The organism is Burkholderia sp. RF7-non_BP4 (genome assembly GCF_001521935.1).
In the GTDB taxonomy this organism is placed as follows: Bacteria; Pseudomonadota; Gammaproteobacteria; order Burkholderiales; family Burkholderiaceae; genus Burkholderia; species Burkholderia diffusa.
This window is the reverse complement of sequence record NZ_LOTA01000095.1, coordinates 108881-134083: the sequence shown is the minus strand read 5'-3', so window position 1 is coordinate 134083 and position 25203 is coordinate 108881. Positions and strand designations below refer to the sequence as shown.

The 25203-nt window shown below is 66.3% G+C and carries 19 protein-coding genes; 4 read left to right on the top strand and 15 right to left on the bottom strand.

The window, feature by feature from the left end:
- Nucleotides 1-68 precede the first annotated feature (68 nt).
- Nucleotides 69-245, bottom strand: a complete 177-nt coding sequence (locus WS49_RS30525; RefSeq protein ID WP_059536240.1) for a CsbD family protein — start codon at nt 243-245, stop codon at nt 69-71.
- Nucleotides 246-477: 232 nt separating this feature from the next.
- Between WS49_RS30525 and WS49_RS34555 the strand changes: the two genes are divergently transcribed.
- Both WS49_RS34555 and WS49_RS36600 read left to right on the top strand, forming a co-directional pair.
- Nucleotides 478-624, top strand: a complete 147-nt coding sequence (locus WS49_RS34555) for a DUF3096 domain-containing protein (RefSeq protein ID WP_081053095.1) — start codon at nt 478-480, stop codon at nt 622-624.
- A gap of 817 nt (nt 625-1441) precedes the next feature.
- Nucleotides 1442-1594: a hypothetical protein gene (locus WS49_RS36600; protein WP_373557212.1), complete on the top strand. Its 153-nt coding sequence runs from the start codon at nt 1442-1444 to the stop codon at nt 1592-1594.
- Nucleotides 1595-1698: 104 nt separating this feature from the next.
- Here the strand turns inward: WS49_RS36600 and WS49_RS30515 are convergent, their stop codons facing one another.
- The 3 genes from WS49_RS30515 to WS49_RS30505 form a co-directional block, all read right to left on the bottom strand.
- A complete protein-coding gene (locus WS49_RS30515; RefSeq protein ID WP_059536236.1) occupies nt 1699-2937 on the bottom strand; it encodes a S53 family peptidase in 1239 nt (412 codons plus the stop codon).
- A 34-nt stretch (nt 2938-2971) separates the two neighbouring features.
- The gene (locus tag WS49_RS30510; protein ID WP_059536233.1) at nt 2972-5104 is read right to left on the bottom strand and encodes a polysaccharide deacetylase family protein; all 2133 of its coding nucleotides are present in this window, start codon (nt 5102-5104) and stop codon (nt 2972-2974) included.
- Nucleotides 5105-5789: 685 nt separating this feature from the next.
- Nucleotides 5790-7871, bottom strand: a complete 2082-nt coding sequence (locus WS49_RS30505) for a hypothetical protein (protein WP_059536229.1) — start codon at nt 7869-7871, stop codon at nt 5790-5792.
- Nucleotides 7872-8104: 233 nt separating this feature from the next.
- Between WS49_RS30505 and WS49_RS30500 the strand changes: the two genes are divergently transcribed.
- Complete coding sequence (locus WS49_RS30500) at nt 8105-9223, top strand: helix-turn-helix transcriptional regulator (RefSeq protein WP_059536227.1); 1119 nt, start codon at nt 8105-8107, stop codon at nt 9221-9223.
- A 48-nt stretch (nt 9224-9271) separates the two neighbouring features.
- On the opposite strand, the gene WS49_RS30495 is transcribed toward WS49_RS30500, so the two are convergent.
- A complete protein-coding gene (locus tag WS49_RS30495) occupies nt 9272-11461 on the bottom strand; it encodes a TonB-dependent siderophore receptor (RefSeq protein ID WP_059537334.1) in 2190 nt (729 codons plus the stop codon).
- A 640-nt stretch (nt 11462-12101) separates the two neighbouring features.
- On the opposite strand from WS49_RS30495, the gene WS49_RS30490 reads away from it, so the two are divergent.
- Nucleotides 12102-14306, top strand: a complete 2205-nt coding sequence (locus WS49_RS30490; RefSeq protein WP_059536224.1) for a LamG-like jellyroll fold domain-containing protein — start codon at nt 12102-12104, stop codon at nt 14304-14306.
- A gap of 76 nt (nt 14307-14382) precedes the next feature.
- Here WS49_RS30490 and WS49_RS30485 read toward each other — a convergent pair whose 3' ends face one another.
- From WS49_RS30485 to WS49_RS30445, 10 genes are all read right to left on the bottom strand, one after another.
- A complete protein-coding gene (locus WS49_RS30485; RefSeq protein ID WP_059536220.1) occupies nt 14383-15570 on the bottom strand; it encodes a M20 aminoacylase family protein in 1188 nt (395 codons plus the stop codon).
- Between the two features lie 50 nt (nt 15571-15620).
- Nucleotides 15621-17090 (bottom strand): aldehyde dehydrogenase family protein, encoded by a 1470-nt coding sequence (locus WS49_RS30480; RefSeq protein WP_059536216.1) that lies wholly within the window; start codon nt 17088-17090, stop codon nt 15621-15623.
- A gap of 61 nt (nt 17091-17151) precedes the next feature.
- A complete protein-coding gene (locus tag WS49_RS30475; RefSeq protein ID WP_059536213.1) occupies nt 17152-18477 on the bottom strand; it encodes an NAD(P)/FAD-dependent oxidoreductase in 1326 nt (441 codons plus the stop codon).
- A gap of 2 nt (nt 18478-18479) precedes the next feature.
- The gene (locus WS49_RS30470; RefSeq protein WP_059536209.1) at nt 18480-19214 is read right to left on the bottom strand and encodes a cupin domain-containing protein; all 735 of its coding nucleotides are present in this window, start codon (nt 19212-19214) and stop codon (nt 18480-18482) included.
- A 90-nt stretch (nt 19215-19304) separates the two neighbouring features.
- The gene (locus WS49_RS30465) at nt 19305-19760 is read right to left on the bottom strand and encodes a helix-turn-helix domain-containing protein (RefSeq protein WP_059536206.1); all 456 of its coding nucleotides are present in this window, start codon (nt 19758-19760) and stop codon (nt 19305-19307) included.
- Nucleotides 19761-19771: 11 nt separating this feature from the next.
- Nucleotides 19772-19918: a hypothetical protein gene (locus WS49_RS35425; RefSeq protein ID WP_156441477.1), complete on the bottom strand. Its 147-nt coding sequence runs from the start codon at nt 19916-19918 to the stop codon at nt 19772-19774.
- A 25-nt stretch (nt 19919-19943) separates the two neighbouring features.
- Nucleotides 19944-21221 (bottom strand): NAD(P)/FAD-dependent oxidoreductase, encoded by a 1278-nt coding sequence (locus WS49_RS30460; RefSeq protein ID WP_059537331.1) that lies wholly within the window; start codon nt 21219-21221, stop codon nt 19944-19946.
- Between the two features lie 166 nt (nt 21222-21387).
- The gene (locus WS49_RS30455) at nt 21388-23259 is read right to left on the bottom strand and encodes an ABC transporter ATP-binding protein (protein ID WP_059536203.1); all 1872 of its coding nucleotides are present in this window, start codon (nt 23257-23259) and stop codon (nt 21388-21390) included.
- Nucleotides 23259-24218: an ABC transporter permease gene (locus tag WS49_RS30450; RefSeq protein WP_059536200.1), complete on the bottom strand. Its 960-nt coding sequence runs from the start codon at nt 24216-24218 to the stop codon at nt 23259-23261. The genes WS49_RS30455 and WS49_RS30450 overlap by 1 nt, the downstream gene beginning before the upstream one ends.
- A gap of 30 nt (nt 24219-24248) precedes the next feature.
- Nucleotides 24249-25202 carry an ABC transporter permease gene (locus WS49_RS30445; RefSeq protein ID WP_059536198.1) on the bottom strand — a complete coding sequence of 318 codons (954 nt, stop codon included), beginning with the start codon at nt 25200-25202 and terminating at the stop codon, nt 24249-24251.
- Nucleotide 25203: the final 1 nt, after the last annotated feature.

Below are 25203 nucleotides of genomic sequence, written 5' to 3'. Positions count from 1 at the left end.
CGAATTTCCCCACGAAGTCTGAACGTCGACGTGCGCGGCCGCCAGTTCGGTGTCTTCCACGTCGGGCTCTACTGCCGCTTCTTGAATCGCTCCTTTGCATCGCCGAAGGATGCTTGTGTCTTGCCGACGATCTGTTCGGCCTTGCCCGTCAGTCTGCTTGTTCGATTTCCCACGACCCTGCCAACCATCTCCTTCAGTTTTCCCTTTGCTTCCGTGATGCGACCTCTTATCTGATCCTTGTTCATGACATTGCTCCTTGAAACCGACGAATGCTCGAACTGCGGTCCGGCACGCCAAGCGGAATCGCGATGAAACGTCGGTCCAGGCACGGCGATTGCGCGGGTCGAAGCGTTCGCGCTTGTGGACAACAGCGAGTTGATGGCCGAAAGCTTGACGCTCGCCAGGCTCGCGTCTCTGTAACGGGTGCCGGAGGCAAAGCAGGCTGCGGCCACTCGTTTTCAATCTTGCGGAGGAAGCATGAACACGCTCACTAGCGCCGGCCCGCTGGTTTCGCTGATCGCCGGCATTCTCATCCTCGTGGTGCCCCGCCTCCTGAATTACATCGTTGCGCTCTACCTGATCGTCATCGGGCTGCTCGGCCTGTTCGGAGGACGTCTCCATTGAATTGATATGACCACGAGATAGCCGTTCACGAACGCGCATCAGTTACGTCGTGGTGCCATGCGTGGGTCCGGTGGTGGCGAACACCGCCAGTGCAATGAGCAATAGATATACCGGCTGCATGTGGGTGAGTGAATGATCGATCAACGACATCGCGCGTCTTCCTTGATGAGATGACTCGCCTCCCCTGCGCCGGCCGCATGATGCGGGGGCCGTGATACCGCAGGGCCGATCCTCTCGCAATGCGGTGAAGGGGCCTCCCCTTCGGATGCGAAGCGATATTCGACCCGACATCGGCGGAAGGGGATGGGTAATTTTCACTCTCTTGGTCACACATCGAGTCCCGCTACGTCAGACTTTTACCGCTTTTCCTCCGTTTTCATTTCAATTCAATGTAAGTGTTGCTTTGTCGGACCTGAACGCATATCCCGATAGCATTGTGAATCGCGTCCGCGTGCACTTTCGCTTCCGCCTCTCGCCATCATGATATGCATTCCTTCACATTATTAGACATGTCGTGCCGTGCAGCGATGATGACATCGTGCGTTCGACCATTGGATCGGCACGGCTGACAAGAGACGCGGACCGCGTGATCGCAATAGCGAGCGAAGCGTCCGCCGCTCCGTATGGGAACGAATCGTGCTCGTTCGTTGTCAGGCACTGAATGGAGGACAGCACGATGAAGCCCATGACACTCTCAAACCGCCGAATTCTGGCGACACTCGTGGCGGGCAGCGCACTCGTGGCGGCCAGCGCGGCCGTCGCGCAAGTCTACGTTGAACCGCCACCGCGGTACGAAGAGCCCGCCCCGGCGCCGGGTGTGTCGATCACAATCGGCATGCACGGCGACCGCTACTGGGACGGCCATCGCTACTGGGAGCACGACGCGTGGATGCATCGTCATCCGCGTGAACACGACCCGTGGCGGGAGCACGAGCGCGAGCGCATGCGCGAACACGACTATCGTGAATAGTGCAGACCCGCCGCGAGATACCAGGGGAAACCGCTCCTGCTCAACAGTCTCGTACGTGGCGCACGGGCCGTGCCATATTTATTCGGATCACGAACATATATACGTCAAGGCGCAGCCATAAGCGCCTGGATCAGATTGGCGGCGATCGGGCGCCCGAGGCCGGTCACGTAGTCGTACCCGACCGCCGTGGTACAAAGCGTGCCGCATGTGCCGTTCGATCCGCTGACGATATCGTGGAAGTTTGCCGCGTAGGCACTCGACGCGAGTCCGTAAAGCACGCTCTGAATCGCGCTCACCGCGTTCAGCGTCGTCTTGCCGTGCGCGATGCGCAAGCTGTTTGCGATCGCGACCAAAGCGGACCATTGCGGTGCGCCCGCGCTCGTGCCGCCGACGACGAACCAGCCGCGTTGCCCCGCATAGCCGTACGAATCGTAGACCGCGAAGCCTGACGCCGGGTCGCTGTCGTAAGCGACGTCGGGCACGCCGCGCAGCCCGAGGCTATCCGATGGCATCCCGAAGTTCGACTGATACGTCGGCTCCGGCTCGACGGCGCTCTGTCCGCCGCCGCTTCCGGCCCACGCCGTTTCGCCGGCGTAGGCACCGCTTGCATCGATCGCGATCGACGTGCCGCCGACGCTCAACACGTACGGCGACGCGGCCGGGTAGTCGACGCCATTGCCGCCGTCGCCGGACGCAGCGACGAACGACACGCCGTTCGCGCTGGCGAGCTGCCCGTCGTATTGCGTCTCGGCCAGAAATTCGGCGGTCCCCCAGCTGATCGACACGACCTTCGCGCCGACGCCGCCCGGCGCAGGACGCGTCGCGAGCGCGATTGCGCTCATCAGGTCATCCAGCGAACTCGATGCGGCTTCGACCAGCACGATCCGCGCATTCGGTGCGATCGCGTGCGCCCACTGCACATCCAGCGAACTCTCGAGCGCCCAAAGCGCATCGGGCGGAGGCGGCCGCTTGTCCGGCGTCGCGTACACCTTCGTGAAACAGCGCGGGGACGCGCACGGCGACAACCCGAACGTACTGCTGAACAATCTCAGATCCGCTTCGACATTCGGATTGTCGTATGCATCGACGATCGCGATGACCTGATCGTCGCCGCCATAGCCGCGCGCCGGCAATTGATCGAACCCGTAGAAGCGGCGGATTTGCTGCGGCGACAGGCCGACCGGGTTCCGCTTCGCCGATCCGTGCAGATGGAGCGGCGGTCGTGCAAACGCGCGCGGCGCTCGCGACGCGGACTGCGCGAACGACACACCGAGCGTGAGCGCGACGCTCGCCGATACGACGACGAGCGTGCGCAACACACGCGTGAACGAAGCTCGCTTCATGATGCTCCCCCGTTGGCAGACGAACTGACGGGCGTCAGTGCACCTTCGCGCTCGTAAACGACAGCGATTTGCCCGTGCCCGCGATGACCAGCCAGTTGTTCGGATCGGTGGTGACGATCGTCGCGCTCCCGCTTTTCACGCTCGGCATCTGATACGTGCTTTTCGGCAGCAGCCAAGTCATGTCCTGCAGGCTCGTCGGCTGCGTCGCGCTGAATGTCCAGCTGGTTCCCGTATCGGTCGCCGTCCAGTTCACCAGCAGACGGCGCCGGTCGAACTGCGTGAGCTGGTCCATCGTGAACCACTTGAACTGGCCGGTCGTCGCGAGCGACGCCGCGTAGCTGAGAAACGTCGTCACGACGTTCGGATACCATGACGCGCCCAGCGGGTGCATGTAGACCAGCCGGCTCGTTCGGTTCGCGACGACGAAGTCCATCAGCGACAGATACCAGTTCTGGACATCCGTCGTCGGCACCGCGAACTCCTGGAACTCCTCGAACGTCGCATACTTGCCGAACGGCATCACCGGAAACGCCCAGATGCCCGGATTCAGCAGCGAACCATTGCGATACGCACGCGTTTGTGCGTTGCCGGTATGGCCGGTGAAGTAGTACCCGGAATAGCCGTTCGACTCGAGCCAGTTCACCGCCCACGTCGGCGTGTTGCCTTCCGGCGCCGCCCATTCGACGTCCGGCCTGCCCGTCACCGACTGGACCGCATTGTGGTTCAGCACCAGATATTGCGTGAACGTGCTCGCGTTCGTTTCACTGGCGTTCGCCCCCCAGTAGTCATGCGCCCACCCGCCGTGGCTGCCGATTTTGTGCCCGCGCTTGAGCAGGAACGCGACCAGTTGCTTCGCCTGCGTATTGTTCGTCAGGTTGATCCCGAGACCGTCGCCGATCGTCACGTCGTCCGGGCCGGCCGTCATCACGATCGAGTACGGGCCGCTGTTCCAGATACCGAAGTTCTTCAGGTACTGCGCCGGCTGGATCTGATCTTCCGCGCAGAAGTGCCAGTTCAGGACCATCCCGGCCTGCGCGCGCGGCTGCAGCGACAGGTGCGGCATCGACAGGATGTTCGTCGTGAAGTAACGCAGGAAGCCGTGAATCGGCATGCTGTCGGTTTGTCCGTCGAGATACGCGAGCGGCAGGTTGACGAACATCACGCCGCCGTTTCCATACGCCTGATACCCGGCGACGAGACCGAAGTTCGGCGACGTCAGCAGCGTCGTGCCGGTATACGTGCCCTGCGTGACGTAGCTCGGATACGTGAGGAAGCCGTATACGTAGCCGGAAATGCCTTCGAGCACGTCCGTCGTCGCCGACGGCGTCGCAGTCGCGAGCGACGTCGCGCCACTCACCGCGGTCGATACCGACGACAGCATCGTCGACGTCGGCGAATACGTTCCGGATCTGACCTTGCGCCCCGTCGACACGCGCCCAAGATTCAGCGGCACGCCGGTCATGCGCCGGTTTTCCATCTTGTACGTGAAGTACGTCTGATGGTTGTACCCGGCAAGCCCGCCCGGGTTCGATGTGCTCGGCTGCAGGAACAGCAGCTGATTCGTCGTCGAGCCGGTCGAAGAAGTCGACGTGGTGGCAGCCAACGTCGTCGCGGCCGTCGTCGAACCGGACCATGTCATGGACTTCCCGGGCGGAACCTGCAGCGCGCGCAGCGTACTGCCCATCCCGGTCACGGGGCCGAGGCCGATCATGCTTCCGCCGAGCGTATCGTAGAGCACGTAGTTGACGCCGGCCATCGAGCTGAATCGCGATTGCCCGGCCGGATAAAAGCCAGTCGCATTCAGCACACCGAAATCATAGACGAGCATCACGCGCCCGCCGTTCAGTGCGTAGTTCTGGATAGCGGTCACGAGCGTATCGTCGGCGACCGTATGCACCTGGTCCGGCAGGATGAGCCCCTGATACTGCTGCAGCGACGTGCCGCCCTGCTTGAATTGCGTGTCGCTGATGAGCGAGATTTGCAACCCCTCCTCCGCCGCCGAATCGAGCCAAGCGGACACACGCGGATCCGGCAGCGTAAAGTTGTCCGGCAGCAGCAACAGCAACTGGTTCGACAGCGCATTCGCCGGCCCGGCTGCGAACGTCATCAGGCAAACGGAAAAGACGATCAGAAGGGCCCGTAGGGTCCGAATTGACTTGGCCAACATTGTTCTCTCCCGACGGAGGTGGGATGACTGCCGATGCCCGACACGTCGCTGCCGCCGCGCTCAACCCATCGAGATCGGGCGAGCGGTGGCCGGGCCGTGTGGCGCCATCGGCTGAGGGGGAGAGCGAACGTGCCGCGTTTCGGACACGTCTCGGCAACGCAAGTACATCGATTCGTCGGACGATCGCAAACGCGCGGCAGCTGTCGTTCCCACCACAACCGATGAAGCTAACAACGTGCCAGTCTCGCAATCACGCCGCCGCAACGGCCACCGGCCATGGGAAGCATACGGAACGGGAAAATCGCGCCAAAAACGTTACAGCGTCGATACGGTGTACGTGGCGGCGCAATGTGACGAAGCAGACGGGAAGCGTCGCGATGGACGATTTGAGGCATCTGGCGCGGCGTCGCGTGGGAATCGCAGTCGCTATCGCCCTGGTTGGCCATCAGCACGCGCCCGAAATCAACGGAAAATGATTCTGTCGAGTAACACCGGCGCTGCACGCGTGCACTGCGTGACCTTTTCCGAGTCATGCCTGATGCAGTGACAAGAAAGATTTCACGCAAGAAAGTCGTTCAGGAAGTGGCGCACGCCGACTCGCCACGCCATGACGCAAAAGGGGCTGGCGGGATCAAAATTCACCCCGCCAGCCCCATTCTCAACGGGCGTATCTGCCCGACCTCCGTCACTTGTCGTATTCGAAGGACTCGGTAAAGACCGTGTCGATCGTGTCGGACCAGCCCAGGTTCACGAACGAGAAATCGGTGCCGCCCGTCCAGCCGGCCACCGACGGGAACGCGACGCCCTGATCGCCCGTCACGTTGAGCGTCACCGCCGCTCCCGGCAGGACCGGCGACGCCTGTGCCGAACCGTTGACGAACGTCGGCACCGTCTGCCCCGACGCGGTTGCGCGAATCTGCACGTTGCCGCGCTTGACGAACGGCAGCCCCGCCTTCGACGTCCAGCTCAGCGGGAACGTCGCGCCGCCCGCGAACGTGCTGGCGGTGCCGGGCGTCAGGCTGTCGCGCGTGGACTGCGCCAGATCGTGCCACGCATACTGGCGCAGCGCGTCGGGCAATGGCGACGGCGTACGCAGCCGGACCGTATAGTGCCGGGCCGGCGCCGACGTGTCACCGTTCTGGTAGATGTCGATCGTATAAGCGCTGAACGGCTTGATGTCGGCCAGCTCGGCGGCGCTCAATTGCGGCTTCGCCCACGCGGTATTGTTGCGCGGCGCATCGCCGGGCCACGTGAACAGCCCCTGACTGGCAGGGTCCTGCGCGACGCCGGCCAGACGGAAATTGTTGCGGCACAGCGCATTCTTCGTCAGCGCGGCGAGCTGGGCCGGCGTCTGCCCGCTCGCGATTTGCGCGCGGATGTTCAGCGTGTCGCACGTACCGCTCGACGGCTGGAGGAACACGCCGTTGCGCAATCCCGGGCCGGTGACGATCGCGAAATCCACCGCGGTGCCCGATGCATCGACGGTGCCCACCTGCAGGTTGAGCGAATCGACGAACGCGTTGGTCCCCGTCGACGGATTGGCCGGATTCAGCCAGTCCCATTTCTGCGCGTTCGCGGTCACCTTGCTCAGCACCGCGCGCTGATTGCCGACCACGCGCCAGCCGGTATCGCCGCTCGCGAGGCTGCTCGCCTGCACCGCGAGTTGCACATGCTGCTGCATGCCGTCGCGAATGCCGTCGGTGCGCGTCCACGCGAGCTTGACCCACATCGTGTCGCTGGCGACGACGCGGATGACTTCCGGCAAGCTGAAGCTGGCATTGTTCATCGCATCGTCGGCCACGATGCCCGGCGCGCCGCCGGCATGCGCGCCGAATTCCTGGTCGGCCGACATGCCGTTGTTGAGATAGGCAGCGGGCACGCCTGCGTTCAGTGCGCCCGACGCGACGCCGTCGACGAAGATCCGGCCGCACGCCGACACGTTGCCCGCCGCGCGCGCCGCGCCGGTCGAACCGGCGAAACACTGATTGAGCGCGCTCTGCAATCCCGCCAGGTCGCTCGCGCTCGGCAGGTTCGACATCACCGTGCCGTTGATGGTCGCGGCGGCCGGCAGGCTGGCCTTGTCGCTCGGCTGCGGCGCGACACCGGGCGCGAGCTGAAGCTGCACCGGCGTATCGCCGGACGCGCCCGCCACCGAGCTGATCTGCACGCCGCCATCCGGCAACACGTTGATCTTCACCTGGTCGAGCAGCCGGTCGAGGCCCGGCCCGCCGGCGGTCAGCGGGCCGGAAATCAGGTCGACGCCCGTATTGCCGGTTGCGGTCAGCAGGTCGACCAGCGCCGACGCATACGCCTGCACAGTGTTGGCGACCGCCTGGGCGGTGACCTTGCTCTGCAGCAGCCCGGTGTCGGCCAGCAACTTCGTCGGGTTGTCGCCGATGATCGTGGCGGCGATCGCATTCGTGATCGGCGTGATGTTGATCGTCTGTGTGCCGGCCGTGGCACTGAGTGCGATCAGCGTGGCTTGAGAATCCGCGACGTTGCCGTAAGCGGACAACGCGAAAGGCGCGGTCAGCCCGGTCACGGTGCAATGAAACGCGCCGGTCGTGGCGTCGGCGGGACAGTCGACCGATTTGCCGGTCGCATCCATGAGTTTGACCGTCGCGGCCTGCATGGCCGCGCCCGCGGCCGCGACGCCGCTGACCGTCTGTGCAGCGGGTTCGGACGGTGACGAAGATGAGTTGCCGCCGCCTCCGCAAGCGGAGACCACCAGCGCTGCGATACCCCACACGACAGGTTTGAGTTTCATTGTTTTTCCCCTGTGATTCTTCTGGTTATCAAGTGCGATACGCGACGCGCATGCACGCTGATCGGAATTCTCGCAAAGGCGATTTTTGCAATCATCATTCAGGTGAATGAAAATCCGGAAACAATGCGGTACTGAAGGAAAATAACCTGTGTTAGCCTGAAACAAATTCGGTATTCGAATCAATATTCGTCAGATAAAACATACATACAAAATCATTACGCGGCGGGGGCAACATGCAACGGGACCAGCTCATCGGGGACCTCTACGAGGCCGCCCTGTACCCGGATGGTTTTCTCGAAGTCTTCCATCGGGTATCCGAATCGCTCGGCGCAAACATCTTTCATATGTTCAGCTGGGACGCCGCGCGCAATGCCCCGAAATTCTCGATCTATTCGCCGCGTGCCGAACTCGACTCGATCGTCGCACTCTACGACCAGTATTACGGCGCACTCGATCCGCGCCGCGGCTTCGTCCAGAACGCCCCGCTCGGCGAATTCGTTTGCTGCCAGGATCATCTGACCGACCGCGATGTCGAGCGCAGCGAATTCTTTCAGGATTATCAGATTCCGTCGGGCATTCGCTACCTGATGGGGATGCGCTTCGCGCGCCCGGGCAGCGACGACATCCTGCTCGGCTTGCTGAGAGCGCACGGCCGGCCGCCTTATTCGTCAGAGGAACGCGCGAACCTGACGGGTATGGCCGGGCATCTGCAACGCGCGATCAACCTCTGGCAGGACGCGAACGTGCTGCGTCGGGACGCTGCCCTCGGCAATGAACTGATGGCGGAACTGGGTTTGTCCGTCTTCACGCTCGACCGGCATTCGCGCGTCGTATTTGTCAACCGGGCAGCAGAATCGATGCTGCGTGCCACCACTTGCCTCAAGCTCGAGCACGGCCATCTGAGCGCGACGAGCGCGCCGCAGAACGATGCGCTCAAGGCGGCCGTGGCACGTGTCGCGCAGACCCGCAAAAGCGAGAACCTTGCCCTGTCCGGGACCGTGAGCGCCGCGCACGAAATCTTTCTCGGCATCGCTTCGCTGTCCGGACAGGCACGCCATGGCGCACTCGGCGACGCGGCGATACTGATCACCGCCAGACGTCGCAGCGCCGCTCCGCTCGTCGTCGCGCAGCAACTGCGGCAGGCATTCGGCTTGACGAGCGCCGAAGCGGCCATCGCCGAAGCATTGATCGGCGGCAAGACGCCGGAGGAATGCGCGGCCATCGCCGGCGTGTCGCTCTCGACCGTTCGCACGCAGTTGCGCGCGATCTACGAGAAGACGCATTCCCGAAATCAGGCCGAGGCGGTCGGGCGGATGCTGTGGGTGCTCCCGCAGCACGTGCGTGACGGGTGATCGCGCGAAACCGCGAGCCACCGACGTATCGAAAAACAGCGGTCGCGACTACCAGTTGTATTTCGCGCTCGCCAGCACCGTTCGCTCGTTGCCGAACACGCATACCGCGTACGACTGGCAGCCGCTGACGTAGCGCCGGTCGAACAGGTTCGCGACATTCACCGCAAGCCGCCAGTGACGCAGGTCGTAGTGCATCGCCAGGTCGTACAGCGTGGTGCTCGGCACCGTCAGCGAATTGTCCGGCGCACCGGCCAACGCGCTCTGGTAGCGCACGCCGGCACCGATCCCGACGCCCGCCAGCGCGCCGCCGTGCCAGGTCCAGTCCGCCCACAGCGACGCCATCTGTCGCGGCAGCGGCACCGACACCGGCCAGTTGTTCAGCGACGCATCGTTCGCCTGCACGTTCTTGACGTCCTGGTACGCGTACGACGCGACGATCGACAATTCGCGCGTCACCTTCCCGACCGCGCTCAGCTCGACGCCGCGCGAACGCACCTTGCCGGTCTGCACGGACGACGTGCCGGTGGGATCGAGACTCTGCGGCGCAGGCGTCACGACGTTGGTCTGATCGATCCGATAAACAGCCGCCGTGAGCATCAGGTTCCGGCCGGGCGGCTGCCAGCGCAGCCCGGCCTCGGTCTGCTTGCCGCGCGTCGGTTTCGGCAAGCCGCCGCCGTACATGCGCACGCCGATCACCGGATCGAACGACGTCGAGTAGCTGACATAGGGCGCCAGCCCCGCATCGCCCTGCCAGGTGAGCCCGATGCGTCCGGAAAATGCACTGACGTCCTGCTGCGTGCCGGTGCCGGCCGCGCGGTCGTCGAAGCGCGCGCTCACGCGATCCTCGCGGCCGCCGAGCGTGAGCGTCCAGCGATTCCAGCGGATCTGGTCCTGCGCGTACGCGCCGAGCGTGTTCATCGCCGTGTACTGATCGAAACGCCCGAGCGACGTCCGGCCGGAGAAGATCGCGGCCGTCACCGGACGATAGACCGGGTGGTACAGGTTGAGCGACGGCGCCAGCGCGAGCCACACGCTGTTGGTCGTGGTCTGCCGGTCGAACTGCAGGCCGAGCAGCAGCGTGTGTTCGAGCGGGCCGGTGGCAAAGCGCGCCTGCGCGCGATTGTCGATGTCCAGCCGGCTGTAGTTCAACTGGAACAGCCCGGCGGTGCGCATCATGTTGGTCGTGCTGCCGGGTACGAGCCCGTTGCCGAATACCGTCGCGTCGTCGAGCGACAGCCGCGACCAGCGCACATCCTGTTGCAGCGTCCATATCGAATCGACGCGATGCTCGAGCGCGTAGCCGAGCGACCATTGTTTCTTTCGATAGTCGTTGAACGCCGCGTCGCCCATGTAGATGTCCTGCGACAGGCGGCCGTTCGGGTTCGGCAGCACCGTGCCCGACGCCGGCAGGAAGTTCGACGAGATGTCGCCGTGATCCTGCAGGAACGAGGCGGACACCGTCAGCGACGTGTCGGCCGTCGGCCGCCAGCGGAACGACGGCGCCACCGCGACGCGCCGGTCGGCGTTCGGGCCGGTCGCCGCGTTGCCGTCGCGCGCGACGCCGACGAAGCGATACGCATACTTGCCGTCCGGATCGAGCGTGTCGCCGACGTCGAGCATGGTCTCCTTGCGCGCATCGTTGCCGATCCGCACGCCGGCTTCGCGAATGCGCTCGCCGTCCGCTAGCTTGGTGTGCGCATCGACGATCGCGCCGGGCTCGCCCGCACCGTACAGCACCGACGCTGGCCCGCGCAGCACGGCGATCGAGTCGATCGTGTAAGGATCGACGCGCCAGTTCGCGATGACCGCCGTGTTCGGCGCCGGCACGCCGTCGACATACAGCGTCGGCGTGAAGCCGCGCAGGGCCGCGTACCAGTCGGTCCGGCTGTCGGCGCCGAACGTCGCGAAACCCGGCACGTAGCGCAATGCCTGGTTCAGGTCGGTCGCGCCCGTCATCTCGATCTGCTGCGCGGTCACGAGGTTGGTCGTCTGCGGGATCTCGGCGACGGGCGTGTCGGTCCTGGTCGCGGTGGCCGTGCGCAACCCGACCAGCCCGAGCGACGCGCGGCCGGCCGCGCCTGTCACGTCGATCTTCGGCAGCAGCGCCGCCGCGTCGGCTGGCGGCGCCGTCGCCGTATCCGATGCCTGTGCGTGTGCGCTACCTGCGGCCGCCGCGCACAACGTTCCCCCGGCCGCGATCGCGATTGCGCGTCGCACCGAACCTGTCGCCTTTCCCATCGTTTCGATACTCTCCGTCGTGCCGTCGCGGCCCCGCCGCCGCGTGTGCTGCCCGCCGCGCACGAATCGGTGCGCGTCAATCGATTGGGGCGTTTTCGCGCGCGTGAATGATATCGGCCGCGGAGTGCGCGCTTCTTATGAAAAGGCACATGAACGCGATCCCGGTATCGCGGGCGCAGGAACGTTCACGATGTACCGTTCCCTCGCCTGTGCCGCGTCCTCGCGCCGCCCTCCGGTTCTTTTCATTCGTTGCGCGGTGCCGACGCCGTTTCACCAGCATGCGCTAGCCGCAGCCCGTTGGCCCTGAAACGATCTGAAACCCGCAACATGTCATACGTTGTACGACAACACGATGAAATAGTGGGAATCTATCGCTTTGGGTACCTGAAAAGCTTGCCTCTCGCCGGCCGGCGACGATCATATCTCGCAAACGTTTCAATCGCCATTCATTTCCGTATTCTTAGTATGTTAATCAACAAATTCATCACAATCCGCATCTCGAAAATATACCGCCCTCAGCGCCAGCTCGTGCTCGAAAACGTCGACGCTTCCAGTACAATCCGCATCGTCATGCGATGACTGATTTCAAATGACGCTGCCACTTTTCAGCTGAGTCCCGTCAAGGAAGGACGCACACCACATGAACGACTCGCAGCTTCGGCTTGAATCCGGCGCACACATTTCCCGGCGCACCTTCCTTTACAGCATCGGCGCACTCGCGCTCTCCGCTTGCGGCGGCACGGGAGCGAGCGAAAGCGTCGCCGGCACCGTGGCCGGCAACCGTGCGCTCGCGCGCGTGGCCACAGGCACGCCGGCCATCGCCACGAACCACGCGTTCGCGCACCCCGGCCTGCTGCACACCCAAGCCGATTTCGAACGGATCGCACAGAAAGTGGCGGCCGCCGCATCGCCCTGGCGCGACGGCTGGAACACGTTGATCGCGAACGGGCATGCGCAGTTGTCGTGGTCGCCGCGCCCGCAGGCCGTCGTCACGCGCGGCGGCACCGGCTCGCAAAACTACCCGGTGCTGTACAAGGACATCGCGGCCGCGTATGCGTGTGCGCTGCGCTGGAAGATCTCGGGCGACACCGCATATGCGGACAAGGCCGTGCAGATCATGAATGCGTGGTCGTCGACGCTGCAGCATCTCGCCGGCGATTCGAACGTCGATCTGGCGGCCGGCATCTACGGCTACGAATTCGCGAACGCCGGCGAGATCATGCGCACTTACCGCGGCTGGGCCGCCGCCGACTTCGCCGCGTTCCAGGCGATGATGGCGACCAGGTTCTACCCGATCAACGCCGATTTCCTGAACCGCCACAACAACACCGACATCACGCACTACTGGGCGAACTGGGATCTGTGCAACATCGCGTCGATCATGGCGATCGGCGTGCTGTGCGACGACCACGCGAAGTTCGACGACGCCGTCAACTACTTCATCGACGGGCCCGGCAACGGCGCGATCGCGCAGGCCGTCTATTACCTGCATCCCGGTCATCTCGGCCAATGGCAGGAGTCGGGCCGCGACCAGGGGCACAACACGCTTGGCATCGCGCTCGGCGGTGCGATCTGCGAAATGGCGTGGAACCAGGGCGTCGACCTGTACGGGCACGACAACAACCGATTCCTCGCGGGCGCCGAGTACGTCGCGAAGGCGAACCTCGTGCAGCCGGACGGCACGTTCCTTCCGGTGCCGTACGCGCCATATGCGAACGTCGATGTCACGCAGGCGCAATTTTCGACCGCCGGCCAGGGAGTGATCCGCCCGTGCTGGGCGCTCGTCTACAACCACTACGTGAACCGCAAGGGGCTGTCCGCGCCGTGGTCCGCGAAGTTCGCGCGCGCGATCCAGCCCGAGGGCGGCGGCGGCAACTACGGCGAGGCGAGCGGTGGATACGATCAGCTCGGCTACGGCACGCTGACATGCACGCGCGACCCCGTTGCGCCCGCAACCGCACCGAGCGGGCTGACCGCGTGGCCGGCCGCCGAGCGGGTCGTGCTGTCGTGGTGGGGCATCGCGAACGCCGCGAGCTACGACGTGAAGCGTGCGTCCGTCTCCGGCGGCCCGTATACGACCGTTGCCAGCGGCATCGTCGATCCGCTGACGTACACGGACACGCCCACGGAAGGCGCCTGGTACTACGTGATCAGTGCGCGGACCGCGGCGGGTGAATCCGCGAATTCGCCGGAAGTCGCCGCGTCGACGGCGCTGCAACTGCATACGCTGCTGACCTTCGACGAGACGGGCGGCACGATTTCGGCGGATGCAAGCGGCAACGGCCATGCGGCCACGCTCGCCGGCGGCGCATCGCACGTCGCGGGAAAGCGCGGCAACGCGGTGTCGCTCGACGGCTCCAGCGGCTACGTCGCGCTGCCGAACGACATCGTCGCCGACGTGTCGGACTTCACGATCGCGGCGTGGGTCAACTGGCGCGGCGGGCAGACGTGGTCGCGCATCTTCGATTTCGGTTCGGGCACCGGACGCTATCTGTTCGTCACGCCGAAAAGCGCACACGGGACGATGCGCTTCGCGATCACGACCAATGGCGGGCATGGCGAGCGCACGATCGACGGCAACGCCGCACTGCCGGCCGAGCAATGGGCGCACGTCGCGGTCACGCTGTCGGACACGACCGCGACGCTCTACCTGAACGGCAATGCGATCGGCTCGGCGAGCGACGTCGTCTTCGCGCCGTGGCGCATCGGCAAAACCGCGCAGAACTGGATCGGACGCTCGCAGTATCCGGGCGACCCGTTCTTCAACGGCGCGATCGACGAATTCCGCATCCATCGCGGTGCGATGTCGGCCGCGCAGGTGAAGGCGCTCGCTCAAGGCGCGTGATGCGTGCCCAGGTTCCGGATGTGCGTCGCGGCGAGCGGCGCCTCCGCGGCCCGCCGCTGCGACATCGCGCATGCACTCACGGCGATCGCCTGAAGTAATGCTGCGCCAGCGCGACCCAATACCGGACCCCGGCCGGAATGATGTCGTCGTTGAAATCGTATTTCGGGTGATGCAGCGCCGGTGCGGCCGTTCCGGCCGGCGCGTTGCCGATCAGCACATAAGCGCCGGGGCGCTCCTCGAGCATGAAGCCGAAGTCTTCGGACGTCATGTTCGGCGGCACGTTGGCGTCAAGGCGTGCGTCGCCGAAGGTGTCGCGAATCACCGCTTCGCAAAGCGCGGTCTCGGCCGGCGTGTTGACCGTCGCCGGGTAGTACTGAAAGAACTCGACATCGACTTGCGCGCCATGAGCGTGCGCGAGCGCCTCGCACATGAGCCGCACGTCGCGCTGCAATTGTTGCTGCAAGGCCGACGACAGCGTGCGAATCGTCCCGCGCAGCTCGGCGCTGTCCGGAATGACGTTGTCCGTCGTTCCCGCATGGAACATGCAGACTGAAATGACGGCCGGATCCACGGGATCCTTGTGCCGCGCGGCGATGGTCTGACACTGCAGCACCATCGAACAGGCGAGCGGGACGGGATCGATGCCCAGGTGCGGCTGCGCCGCATGCGCGCCCTTGCCGGTCACCGTGATCCTGAACCGGCAGCCCGCGGCCATGATCGGCCCCGTGCGCAACCCGAAATGCCCGGCCGGCAAACCGGGCCAGTTGTGCATGCCGAATACCGCCTCCGTCGGGCATTGCTCGAACAGCCCGTCGTCGATCATCTTCCGCGCGCCCGCGCCGCCCTCTTCGCCGGGCTGAAACACGAAATGAACCGAGCCCGGCAACTGCGGCAGGTCCTTCAGCACGCGCGCGGCGCCGAGCAACATGACGGTATGCCCGTCATGCCCGCACGCATGCATGATTCCCTGCGCGCCGGACGCGTGCGCGAAATCATTGGCTTCCTGGATCGGCAGCGCATCCAGATCCGCGCGGAGCACGATTCCGCGGCGCGGGTCCGTACCGGGCAGGCTCGCGACCACGCCCGTGCCGCCCAGCCCGCGTGTCACCGCATAGCCGAGATCGTCAAGCTCGCGTGCAACGATATCGGCCGTCCGGTGTTCCTCGAATCGCAACTCGGGATGCGCATGCAGGTCGCGACGCAAGGTCGCCCAGTGCGCGTGATGCGCTGTCAACGACGTCTCGGGAATGATGGGGTTTTCCAATTTCGACACCCTCGCAAGACAAACCGGTTCAAGTCGGGACTGCGGCCGCGTCAATCATGAAACCCCAGGATCGACTTGACCTCCATGTACTCTTCCATCCCTTCGATCCCGTATTCTCGGCCGTTTCCCGACTGCTTGTATCCGCCGAACGGCGCCTGAGGGTCCCACGCCGGGTAGTTCACGTGCACCTGCCCCGAGCGGATGCGCGCGGCCACCTCGCGCACGCGCTCCTTGTCCGTGCCCTGCACGTGTGCGCCGAGTCCGTAGACCGTGTCGTTCGCGATGGCGACGGCTTCGTCGACGGTGTCGTAAGGCAGGATCGCGAGGACCGGGCCGAAGATCTCCTGCTGCGCGATCGTCATGTCGGTGCGGACATCCGAAAAGATCGTCGGACGCGCATAGAACCCGCGGTCGAATCCCGCCGGCCGCCCGGGGCCGCCGGCGATCAGCTTCGCCCGTTCGTCGATGCCCGCGTCGATCATTTGCGCGACACGGCCGAACTGCGCGCGATTGGCCAGCGGGCCATGCGTCGTCGCCTCGGCGAACGGATCGCCGACGACCATGCGTTCCATTGCCGCGACGGCCAGCGCCTCGACGCTGCCCAGCACGCCGCGCGGCACGATCAGCCGGGTCGGCGCGCTGCACGACTGGCCCATGTTCCGGAACGCGGCGGCAACGCCCGGCGCGATGGCGCGCGACAGGTCCGCATCGGGCAACACGATGTTCGGCGACTTGCCGCCCAGCTCCTGCGCGACGCGCTTGACGGTCGGCGCCGCCGCCTGCGCAACCAGCACGCCTGCGCGCGTCGATCCGGTGATCGACACCATGTCGACCTCCGGGTGCGACGCGAGCGACGCGCCCACTTCCGTGCCGCTGCCGCTCACCAGGTTGAACACGCCCGCCGGCACGCCCGCATCGGCGATCACTTCCGCGAACAGCAACGCGCTGAGCGGCGACAGCTCGCTGGGTTTCAGCACCACCGTGCAGCCCGCCGCGAGCGCCGGGCCGACCTTCGCCGTGATCTGATAGATCGGCCAGTTCCACGGCGTGATCAGCGCGCAGACGCCGATCGGCTCGCGCACGATCGCGGTCGTCCCGCGCCGGGTCCGGAACGGATAGCCGGCCAGATTGTCGCGCGCGACCCGGATATGTTCGGCCGCGAGCGGCACGTGAGCGCTGCGTGCATAGCCGATCGGCGCGCCCATTTCCATCGCGAGCGCCATGGCCAACCGTTCGGCACGCTCCAGGATCAACGCGTGAATGCGGTCGAGCAGCGCGGCGCGTTCTTGCGGCGACGTCGCCGACCAGCGTTCGAACGCCTTGCGCGCGGCCCGCACCGCACGGTCGGCGTCGCGCGCGTTGCCGAGCGGGATGTCGCACAGCACGTCTTCGGTGGACGGGCAGACGACCGCGAACCGCTCGCCGCCGTCAGGCAAAACCCAGTCGCCGTCGATGAAGAAGCGATCGAGCCTGCCGGCTTCCATCAGGTGACGAACCGGTGAAGCGATGGGTGAATTCATTGGAGGATGTCCTTGAGTCGATGACATGGGCTCGCGAACGGCCGAAGCCGCGGTTTGCCGACTAGAAATCGGCCACCTTGCCCCACGCGGAATCGCCGAACCGGCTCGGCCGATACGGTACCGGGTCCACGATCGGTTGCGCCCCCGTGGCGAGATCCGCGATCAAGTGACCGGCGCCGGGGCCAATGCCGAAGCCGTGACCGGAGAAGCCTGCCGCCAGGATCAATCCCGGCACGCCCGGCACCTCGCCGATCCCCGGCACGCCGTCCGGCGTGCTGTCGACGAACCCGGCCCATGCGTGCGTGATCGTCGATTCGCGAAGTTCGGGCAGCAATTCGACGGCGCGTCGATACGTTTCGGCGACCGTCGGCATGTCGGGCTTCGGATCCAGGATGCGCACCGCCTCCATCGGCGTCGGCGCATCGAGCCGCCACCGCTTCAGCGTTTCGTGGCCGCCGCGCATCCCTTCGAGGCCGCCCGGCAGAAGATTGCGCCAACGCTTCGCGAACATCGGCACGAACTGCGGCGCGAAGCGCAGAAACTGCGGCGTCACGTCCACGCGTGCGCGGCCGCTGATGGCCAGTGCGTAGCGTCCGTCGCCGCGACGCGTCACGGACACGCCCGAGGTGTACAGCGCATCGGGCAAGCGCTGTTCGATGGGCGACACGCTCAGGATCGACTGGCGGATCGACGCCTGCGGAAACCGGATGTCGAGCTGACGGCAAAACGACGACGCCCACGCGCCACCGGCAAGCACGACCGTCCGGGTCCTGATCACGCCGGCCTCCGTGACGACGCCGCTGACGCGCCCGCCCTCCAGCTCGATGCCGCGCGCCGCGCAGTGCTGGTTGACGCTGCCGCCGAGCTTCATGAACGCGGCCGCCACGGCCGGTGCGGCCTTCCCCGGGTCGGCCGTGCCGTCGCTCGGCGAGAACACGCCGCCCTTCCATGGCCGGCCGGTCGCGTGCCCGCGTTCGCCGGCCTGCTTGCTGTCGAGCATGTAGGTCGTCACGCCCGCGGTCTTCGCGAAATCGCCCCAGCTGGCCCAGCGCGACAACTCGGCCTCGTCGTTGCTCAGATACAGCAGCCCGCAGCGATGAAAGCCCGTGTCTTCGCCGGATTCGGCGGCGAAGCGTTCCCACAGATCGATGCTCTTGCTTGCCATCGGCAATTCGCGCTCGTCGCGGTTCTGCTGCCGGCACCAGCCCCAGTTGCGGCTCGACTGCTCGGCCCCGATTCGGCCCTTCTCGACCAGCGCGACCGACACCCCGCGCCGGGCCAGGTAGTACGCGGTGAAGACGCCGATGATGCCGCCGCCGATCACGACGACATCGGCCGAAGCCGGCGGCGTGGACGGCGTTTCGATTTGGCGCAACGGAGGGGACATGTTCAGTCTCGTTCGGTTGATACGTGGACGTTCTGCACGACGTAGAATTTCGCCACGCGTTCGCGGCTTTCCCATCCGATCGATGCGCCGCGCGGCACGAAGAGCGCGTCGCCGGCGCCGAGCGACAGCATGCTGCCGTCGGGCGCGGCGAACCGTACGCTGCCGGCAAGCAGAAGCATGAACTCGTTCACGCGATGCGGGCGAACGATCCGGTGATAGGGCGTCGAATCCCACGTGCCCGCGCAGTATTCGGCGCCGTCGTCGATGAACACGTTGTCGCTGCGGCATTGCGGTGCGGGGCCGAGCAGCACCTCGGCCGGCAGCGATGCGGACGGCTTGAAGCTGGCGTCGGCACGCAGCGGGAACACGCCGCGCTTCGTCGGTTCCGCGCATGCAGCCGCGCAGAACATGACGAGCACGTGCGATTCCGCGATGACGCGCAGCGCCGTGCCGCCGCCGATGACCGCCCCCTCCCCCGGCCCCAGCACCAACGGTGCGGCGCCCGCCGCTTCGAGCGTCAGCTCGCCTTCGACGACGACGAGGGTCTCGATGTGCGGATAACGCGAGACGTCAAGCTCGCCGACGAAACGGATACGCCCCGCGGCCATCGCGTCGGGCCCTTCCCACGCGATCTCCCGATGTCGCGCGAAAGGATCGCGCTCCCCGAATGCCTGCTTGCGGAAGGCGGTTGTATTGGTCATGCCGTCGGCACGATGCAACACGAAAACTGCGGTCATTTCTGCTCCTGCCCAGTGCGCGGCGATGTTGTCGAGAACGCGTCGCGCGGTATCGGAAATCGTTGTTCGCGGACGTCGCCCGCCGCGCGCCTATGCAACGTGACACGACGCTTCGCCGCGTTCGACGCGTGTGCGAGTCGACGAGGTTCGCGCCGGCGCGTCACCCGGCCGGGCGACCACGTAATCGCGCGGCGTGATCCCGAGCACCCGCCGGAAATGCCGGCACAGATGGCTCTGATCGAAGAAGCCGACCTCGGTCGCGACGACCGACGGCGCCAGACCGGCGCGCAGCAAATCCTGCGCACGCCGTACGCGCACCAGACACAGATACCGGTGCGGCGACAAGCCGACTTCGCCGCGAAAGCGCGCGGTGAAACGCGATACGCTCAATCCGGCCACCGCCGCGAGCGTGTCGAGATTCAGCGCTTGCGCGAACGATGCATCGATCGTACGCAGCACGTCGCCGATCGCCGGCGAGACGGGCTGCGGAACACGCGGTGCACGTGTTGGCGCGCCGTCAAGCGAATCGTGGAACAGGGTGACCATGCTTGCCGCCCTCATGCGATCGTCTTGACGGCTGCGCCTTGCGCGGCGAAATGCGCGATCGAGCACGGCTCGATCGACGCGGCCATCGTGTCACCGACGCCCGTCCCGTCGTGGCGGCCTTCGCCCAAGGCAAGCAGGCAAACAAATCGTGCGGTCATATCGAATCCTCCCGGAGCAGCCGCTTCAATGCAGGAAATCCTGCATCCGGTAATACGCGCCGACGAACGGCAAAAACCACGCTTGCCCGAAATGGCCGGGCATTGCCGGCCAGTCGAGTTCGCGCCACGGATTCGCCGCAGTCGCGCCGTACAGCACGTCGGCCATCACGCGGCCCATGTGCACGGACATCTGCACGCCGTGGCCGCTGTAGCCCATCGAGTAATAGAGCCCGTCGTGCTGGCCCGCGCGCGGCAGCCGGTCGGCGGTGATGTCGACCAGCCCGCCCCAGCAGTAATCGAGCCGCACGTTCGCCAGTTCCGGGAAATAGCCGGCCATGCCGGCGCGCAGGATCTCGCCGCTTTTCGCATCCGACCGCGGGCTCGACATCGCGAAGCGCGCCCGGCCGCCGAACAGCAGCCGGTTGTCGGGCGTCACGCGGAAGTAGTTGCCGATCTGGCGCGACGTGACGTACGCACGGCGATGCGGGAACAGCCGGTTCAGTTGCGCGTCGGGCAGCGGCTCGGTCACGACGATGAAACTGCCGACCGGCGCGATGCGCCGCCGGAACCAGGCGAACGGGCCGTGCTGCGACGCGCCGGTCGCGACCAGCACGCGATCGGCGACGAGCGTGCCGCGCACGCAGGTGATCGCGTGGCGCTCGCCGTCGATCCGCTCGAGCCGCGTGACGGCCGCCTGCTCATAGATGCGCGCGCCCGCCCGCACGGCCGCCTGCGCGAGGCCGACGCCGAACTTGCCCATGTGCATCTGCACGCCGTTCCGCTGCAACAGCCCGCCGTGGAAGCCGTCCGAGGCGACTTCATCGCGAATTCGCGACGGCTCGATCAATTCGATGTCGGGATCCACGTCACGCAGCAGCGCATCGAACGTCTTCGCCAGTCCAGCGAAATGCTGCGGCTTCGCGGCGAGCTTCAGCTTGCCGGCGCGCCGGAAATCGCAGTCGATCGCATGTTCGGCGACGATCGCCTCGACGCTCTTCACCGCGCTTTCGTAGGCGCGATAGAACTGCTTTGCAGGTTCGGCGCCGATCCGCGCGGCCAGCGATGCGTAGTCCTGCGCGACGCCGGTATTGCACTGGCCGCCGTTGCGGCCGGACGCTTCGCCCGCGATCTGCGCGGCTTCGAGCACGACCACCGATACGCCGCGCTGCGCCAGCGCGAGCGCCGCCGACAGGCCGGTGAAGCCGCCGCCGATCACGGCGACGTCGGCGCGCCCTTCGACGGGCCCTTCGCAGCCTGCACGAAACGCGGGGCGCGTATCCAGCCAGTACGATTCGAATTTCATCGGATCCTTCTCGAGCATTCCGTCGACAGCGATCGGTGATCGCCCGTTGAAAGCCATTTAATCACCGTCAAAAAGCGCGGTTGCCGCGTATTCGCGCACGGCGCGCGCACGATCCACCGTTTTGCACGACCGCCGCAGCAGACTATGCGGATCGCCGCGCGGCGCGCTACAAACGCACCGGCTGCACCGGCGCGGCACCCTCCGCTGGCTCGGCCTGGAAGCGCGCGAGATCTTCCTCGCTGCGATGGCACAACACCTGCGCGCCGTTCTCGAGCGTGCGCAGCGCGGGCGCGGTCCGGTTGCACACGCCGTCCACCCGCATCGCGCAGCGCGACAGGAACGGACACAGCTCGGCGTCGTCGGCGCTCGCGCCGATCGGCACGAGCGGCCGGTGGCAGCGCTCGGCCGCATCGTCGAGCCAGCCCGCGCGCAACTCCGGTGCCGACGACACGAGCAGATGCGAATACGGGTGGTAAGGCGGCGCACAGAGCGCGTCGCAGCTACCCGTTTCGACGCGGCGGCCCGCGTACAGCACGACGATGTCGTCGCTGATCGCGCGCACTTTCGCGATGTCGTGTGTGATGAACACGTACGACACGCCGAGCTTCGCCTGCAGGTCGCGCAGCAAATCGATGATCGCGGCGCCGACCACGGTGTCGAGTGCCGACGTGACCTCGTCGCACAGAATCAGGTCGGGCTCGGCCGCCAGCGCGCGCGCGAGATTCACGCGCTGCTTCTGTCCGCCGGACAGCTCGCCGGTGCGCCGCGCGGCCACCGCCTGCGGCAGCCGCACGAGTTCGAGCAGCTCCGCGACGCGCTGCCGTGCACGCGCGCCCTTGATCCCGTGATAGAACGCGAGCGGCCGCGCGAGCGTGCGCTCGACGCTGTGCACCGGGTTGAGCGCGGTATCGGCGTTCTGGAACACGATCTGCACGCGACGGTGCTGCTCCTTGGTGCGTTTGCCGATATCGAGCGCGAGCGGCTCGCCGTCGAGCAGAATCTGCCCGGCCGTCGCCGGCACGAGGCCCGCGATCACCTTCGCGAGCGTCGTCTTGCCCGAGCCCGATTCGCCGATCACGCCGACCGTCTGCCCACGCCCGATGCGCAGGTCCACTTCGTGCAGGATCACCTTCGCGGGCCAGCCTTTCGCGGTACGGCCGCCGTAGCCGGCGACCGCGCCACGCACGTCGAGCAGCGGCGCCGGCGCGGCGCTCGCCGCTTTCGCGTCGCGTTCGGCATCGCTCGGCGTCACCGCCGCGATCAGGCTCTGCGTGTATGGATGCGCCGGCGCATGCAGGATCTGTTCGGTATCGCCCGCTTCGCGGATCACGCCGTCGCTCAGCACGACGATCCGGTCGGCCATCTGCGCGACCACCGCCAGATCGTGCGACACGTATACGGCGCTCATCCCGTAGCGCCGGATCACGCTCTTGAAGGCCTGCAGCACGTCGATCTGCGTGGTCACGTCGAGCGCGGTGGTCGGCTCGTCGAGGATCACCAGCTCCGGATCTGTGATCAGCGCCATCGCGGCCATCAGCCGCTGCAACTGGCCACCCGACACCTGATGCGGATAGCGTTTGCCGATCGTCTCGGGCTCCGGCAGCGCGAGCGCGCGGAACAGCTCGACCGCCTTCGCCTGCGCGTCGCGCTTCGACAGCGTCCTGTGGATCAGCGCGCTCTCGATCACCTGGTCGAGAATCGTGCGCGACGGGTTGAACGCGGCGGCCGCGCTCTGTGCGATGTACGCGACCTTGCGGCCGCGCAGCGCGGCCAGCGCCGGCGCCGACAACGTGCAGACATCGGTACCGCCGAGCTTCACCGAGCCGCCCGCGATCCGGCAGCCGGCACGCGCATGGCCCATCAGCGACAGCGCGATCGTGGTCTTGCCGGAGCCCGATTCGCCGATCAGTGCGAGCACCTCGCCACGCCCGATATCGAAGTCGACGCCGGGGACGATCGTCGTTTCCTCGCCACCCGGCCGGCCGCCGACCACGCGCAGCCCGCGCACCTCGACGAGCGGAGTCGAATCGTCTCGCATCAGTGTTCTCCGGCGGCAGCGGCCGCGCCTTTGCGGCGGCCGCGATGCGGCAGGCCGTCGATCAACAGGTTGACGCCCACCGTCAGGATCGCGATCGCGACCGCGGGCATGATCGCGACGGCCGAGCCGTCGCCGAGGCTCGCGATGTTCTCGCGCACGAGCGAGCCGAGGTCCGCGTACGGCGGCTGCACGCCGAGCCCGAGAAAGCTCAGGCCGCTCAGCAGCAGCACGACGAACGTGAAGCGCAACCCCGTATCGGCGAGCATCGGGTGGATCATGTTCGGCAGCATCTCGACGCACGCGATGTACAGCGCGCTTTCGCCTCGGGCGCGTGCCACCTGCACGAATTCGAGCGTGCTGATGTTGACCGCCAGCGCCCGCGCGATCCGGTACGAGCCCGGCATGTAGCTGACCGCCGCGGTCAGGACCAGGAGCGGCAGCGACGAGCCGAACGCGGCGACGAACATCAACGCGAACATCTTCGACGGAATCGACGTGAGCGCATCGAGCAGCCGGCTCATCGTCTCGTCGACCGCGCGGCCCGACACCGTCGCGAGCAGCCCGAGCGTCGTGCCGGTCAGCGCGGCGAGCAGAACCGCCGCGAGCGCGAGCAGCACGGTCAGGCGCGTGCCGTACAGGATCCGGCTCAGCATGTCGCGGCCGAGGAAGTCGGAGCCGAACGGCAGCTTCGCGCTGAACGGTGCGAACACGTCCGGCGTGACGATCGCGCCGACGTCGTGCGGCGCGAGCAGCGGCGCGAACGCCGCGATGAACAGCATCAGGCCGACCATCGACAGGCCGACGCGGCCGCCGGTCGTCAGTTTCACGCGCGCGGCGCGGCGCTTGCGCGGCTGGTCGGGGGCGGGCGCGGCGGGCGGCGTCGCGCCGCTCCACGGCGGAGGCGGATCGCCGGACGGCGGCAGCGCGCTACTGCGTTGAACGGGTTCGGTCGGGTGCATGGGCGGCATCTCGGAAGAAGGACGGGACGCTCAGGTCCGCAGTCTCGGGTTCGACACGATCGAGCACAGGTCGGCGAACAGCACGAGCGTCAGATAGGCGACGCAGAAGATCAGCGTGCACGCCTGGACCAACGGGAAATCGCGGTTGCCGACGGCGTCGACCATCAGGCTCGCGAGGCCCGGATAGTTGAAGATCGTCTCGACGACGATCACGCCGCCGAGCAGATACGACAGGCTCAACGCGACCGCATTGGCGATCGGGCCGATCGCGTTCGGCAGCGCATGGCGCAGCACGACCCGCGCGGGGCTCGCGCCCTTGAGCACGGCCATCTCGACGTACGACGCGCTCAGCTGCTCGATCACCGCGGCGCGCGTCATCCGTGCCATCTGCGCGATCACGACCGCGCACAGCGTCAGCACCGGCATCGCATACGCGCGCAGGAAATCGTGCAGGCTTTCGATCGGGCCGCTGTACGACAGCGCGGACAGCCAGTGCAGCTTCACGGCCAGCACGAGCACGGCGACCGTCGCGATCAGGAATTCCGGCGTCGCGACGAGCGACAGCGTGCCGAGGCTGATCACGCGATCGACCACCGATTCGCGCTTGACCGCCGCGAGGATCCCGAGCAGCAGCGCGATCGGCACCGACACGGCGGTCGTGATCGCCGCGAGCGCGAGCGACTTCGGCAGGCGCCCGCCGATCATCTCCGACACCGGCATGTCGCCGGACAGCGAGCGGCCGAAATCGCCGTGCAGCAGCCCCGCGAGCCAGTGCAGGTAGCGCACGTGGGCCGGCATGTCGAGGCCGAACTGCTGACGCAGCGCGGCGACCGTCTCCGGCGTCGCGGACTGGCCGAGCGCGGCCTGCGCGGCGTCGCCCGGCAGCAGGTTCGTGATCGTGAAGATGATCGCGGACACGATCAGCAGCGTCAGCGCGGTGACCGCGATGCGCCGGCCGATCAGCCCGAGCAGGATTCGATTCATG

What these genes read in the sequence shown, in the direction of transcription:
- WS49_RS30525 (WP_059536240.1), bottom strand. Translation starts at nt 245, where the DNA reads ATGAACAAGGATCAGATAAGAGGTCGCATCACGGAAGCAAAGGGAAAA.
- WS49_RS34555 (WP_081053095.1), top strand. Translation starts at nt 478, where the DNA reads ATGAACACGCTCACTAGCGCCGGCCCGCTGGTTTCGCTGATCGCCGGC.
- WS49_RS30515 (WP_059536236.1), bottom strand. Translation starts at nt 2,937, where the DNA reads ATGAAGCGAGCTTCGTTCACGCGTGTGTTGCGCACGCTCGTCGTCGTA.
- WS49_RS30510 (WP_059536233.1), bottom strand. Translation starts at nt 5,104, where the DNA reads ATGTTGGCCAAGTCAATTCGGACCCTACGGGCCCTTCTGATCGTCTTT.
- WS49_RS30505 (WP_059536229.1), bottom strand. Translation starts at nt 7,871, where the DNA reads ATGAAACTCAAACCTGTCGTGTGGGGTATCGCAGCGCTGGTGGTCTCC.
- WS49_RS30500 (WP_059536227.1), top strand. Translation starts at nt 8,105, where the DNA reads ATGCAACGGGACCAGCTCATCGGGGACCTCTACGAGGCCGCCCTGTAC.
- WS49_RS30495 (WP_059537334.1), bottom strand. Translation starts at nt 11,461, where the DNA reads ATGGGAAAGGCGACAGGTTCGGTGCGACGCGCAATCGCGATCGCGGCC.
- WS49_RS30490 (WP_059536224.1), top strand. Translation starts at nt 12,102, where the DNA reads ATGAACGACTCGCAGCTTCGGCTTGAATCCGGCGCACACATTTCCCGG.
- WS49_RS30480 (WP_059536216.1), bottom strand. Translation starts at nt 17,090, where the DNA reads ATGAATTCACCCATCGCTTCACCGGTTCGTCACCTGATGGAAGCCGGC.
- WS49_RS30475 (WP_059536213.1), bottom strand. Translation starts at nt 18,477, where the DNA reads ATGTCCCCTCCGTTGCGCCAAATCGAAACGCCGTCCACGCCGCCGGCT.
- WS49_RS30470 (WP_059536209.1), bottom strand. Translation starts at nt 19,214, where the DNA reads ATGACCGCAGTTTTCGTGTTGCATCGTGCCGACGGCATGACCAATACA.
- WS49_RS30465 (WP_059536206.1), bottom strand. Translation starts at nt 19,760, where the DNA reads ATGGTCACCCTGTTCCACGATTCGCTTGACGGCGCGCCAACACGTGCA.
- WS49_RS35425 (WP_156441477.1), bottom strand. Translation starts at nt 19,918, where the DNA reads ATGACCGCACGATTTGTTTGCCTGCTTGCCTTGGGCGAAGGCCGCCAC.
- WS49_RS30460 (WP_059537331.1), bottom strand. Translation starts at nt 21,221, where the DNA reads ATGAAATTCGAATCGTACTGGCTGGATACGCGCCCCGCGTTTCGTGCA.
- WS49_RS30455 (WP_059536203.1), bottom strand. Translation starts at nt 23,259, where the DNA reads ATGCGAGACGATTCGACTCCGCTCGTCGAGGTGCGCGGGCTGCGCGTG.
- WS49_RS30450 (WP_059536200.1), bottom strand. Translation starts at nt 24,218, where the DNA reads ATGCACCCGACCGAACCCGTTCAACGCAGTAGCGCGCTGCCGCCGTCC.
- WS49_RS30445 (WP_059536198.1), bottom strand. Translation starts at nt 25,202, where the DNA reads ATGAATCGAATCCTGCTCGGGCTGATCGGCCGGCGCATCGCGGTCACC.